At 36.7% G+C, this 2,558-nt stretch carries 2 protein-coding genes; both read right to left on the reverse strand.

Going from position 1 to position 2,558, the window contains the following annotated elements:
* The coding region (locus ABD745_RS21220; protein WP_344834932.1) for a type I restriction-modification system subunit M at positions 1-1,567 on the reverse strand (1,567 nt) is incomplete at its 3' end.
* Positions 1,568-1,728: 161 nt separating this feature from the next.
* Positions 1,729-2,370: a DUF6266 family protein gene (locus tag ABD745_RS21225; protein ID WP_344834935.1), complete on the reverse strand. Its 642-nt coding sequence runs from the start codon at positions 2,368-2,370 to the stop codon at positions 1,729-1,731.
* Between the last annotated feature and the right edge of the window lie 188 nt (positions 2,371-2,558).

The raw sequence follows: 2,558 nt of genomic DNA on the forward strand, positions 1-2,558 counted from the left end.
AGCTTACTAATCCCAATTCTTTCAAATAAACTTCAATTTCAGAATCCAATTGAGAACGCTTTGCTTCAAGCTCCTTAATTTCTGCCATTACCGCCTGAATATCAATTTCCTCTTCTTCCTCAAAAGTGTCAACATAGCGAGGAATATTTAGATTGTAATCATTATCTGCAACTTCCTGTAATGTCGCTTTATGACTGAACTTTTCAATTACCGTACGATTTTGGTAAGTATCAACAATTTTATTGATATGAGCATTAAGCAACACATTTTGGTTTTTCTGCTTTTCAAATTCTTTGCTTGCATCTACAAACAAAATATCTTCATCGGCTTCACGACATTTTTTAAAGATTAAAATACAAGTCGGAATGCTTGTTCCAAAGAAAATATTGGCAGGTAAACCAATCACAGCATCTAAATAGTTCTTCTCTTTAATCAGATATTTTCTAATAACTAATTCGGCTGCACCACGGAACAGAACACCGTGTGGCATTACAACAGCCATAATTCCGTTTTCATCCAAATGATAAATCATATGCTGGATAAACGCAAAGTCTGCTTTTGAAGAAGGTGCTAATTTTCCGTATTGTGAAAATCTCTCATCTAATAGAAGTAATTCATTAGAACTCCATTTAGCAGAAAAAGGAGGATTGGCGACAATCGCATCAAATGTCTTATCTAGGTGTTGAGGTTTTTCAAGCGTATCTTCCTGTCGAATATCAAAATTACTATAATTGACACCGTGAAGAATCATATTCATCCTTGCTAAGTTGTATGTGGTACGGTTCATTTCCTGACCGTAAAAATCACTTACTTTTGCTTCACGGGCAACACGTAATAACAAAGAACCACTTCCACAAGTCGGATCATAAACGGATTTTAACTGTGACTTTCTGCTGGTCACAATTCTTGCTAAAATCGTAGAAACTTGTTGAGGTGTGTAGAATTCACCGGCTTTCTTCCCCGCTCCACTGGCAAACTGGGCAATTAAATATTCGTAAGCATCTCCCAGAACATCAGCATTGGTATCTGATAAATTGAAATCAATATCATCCAGATGATACAGAACTTTTGAGATCAATGTATTTTTTTCATCTTCTGTTCTTCCCAATTTGGAAGAAGTAAGATCCAAATCATCAAAAAGACCTTCAAAATCATCTTCGCTACTGGTTCCCAGTGTAGATTGCTCAATATTATTAAGGATTTTGGAAAGTTCAGCAAGAATAAAATTGGATTTACCTTCCTGCTTCTGATGTCCTTTTTTGGCAATATTACTGAAAAGTTCCGAAGGTTTGAGGAAATATCCCAAATCTTCAACGACTTCTTCGTAAATAGCTTCAACAATTTCTTTTCCTTCCTCAGAATTTTCATCAACATCATTATAATCAACCTCTTCACCAGAATCTAATAAGATTTTGTTGGCTGTAAAATGGATTTTCTCAGACAGATATTTATAAAAAATAAATCCTAAGATATAATCACGGAATTCATCTGCATCCATTTTACCACGTAAAGTATTCGCTATATTCCAAAGTTGCTGCTGCAGCTGACGTTTCTGTTCTTCTGACATTATCCTTAATTAAAAAGCTTAAAGGTATTATTTTTTAATGTTTCCCCCAATACAATGTGATTTTTTAATTCAATAAATTAACTGTACATTCTTGGGAAATCGTTTATAGAATCACCATAATTATTTAAAAAAATCCCCACCCTTCCAGATGGAGATCAACATTAAACGACTGTAAAAACTCCCAGATACGAACTGTTACACGCCAGCTTCTCTTTCTCGTCATTAAAAAACGCCCAGACCTGAATTTCTTTTCCTGAATAATAATTGGGCAGTGTAATATCTGCCATTAATGCAGTTCTGTCGGCAACCGATTCGAAAATTTCAAAGGTTTTTAATTCCTCACAATAACAGACTGCATTGGCTTTATCTGTTGCGCTTGCATTTCCCTGAACGGAATTATCTTCCCATGTAAGTTTCAGCATATTTCCGGCTTGGGGAACGGCTGTCACATTCTGAAAACCTGCCAGATCTCCTTTTGTGATCAGTACTTTATTGTAGACCAACTCGGGAACATCTGCAACCATCTGGATAGCCTCGCTAATCGTGTAAGAAACCGCCATGTTCACTCTCGATTTTGAACCGCTGCCTGATCCGAAATATTTTGTCTGAATATTTTTGACAGGCTGCAGAAAGCCGATTACCAGCTTAAACTTCATCTGCTGAAGAGCCTGCTTCTCACTTGGCGGTCTGCTGCTTGGTTTTGGGGTACTTCTGATGATGTCCTGACCGCGCCAGTTTGCACCTACAATTGTTCCTACTTTTCCTGAAAATCCTCCAAGGATTCCTTTTGTTATTCTTGCCATTTTTTTGTATTTTTTTGATTAACAGAAACGAAGGTATAAAGGAATTTTCCACTTTTCATTATGATGAAAACTATGACCGGTTTTGACAGATTTTGACGTTTTTTGACTGGTTTTCTCTACCCTTTCTTCGGGTCTTCTTCGGATCACCTTCGGGTCGGCTTCGGAAAAAACATTTTTTTTCCGAAGCC

The organism is Chryseobacterium ginsenosidimutans (genome assembly GCF_039536845.1).
GTDB classification, from domain to species: Bacteria; Bacteroidota; Bacteroidia; order Flavobacteriales; family Weeksellaceae; genus Chryseobacterium; species Chryseobacterium ginsenosidimutans_B.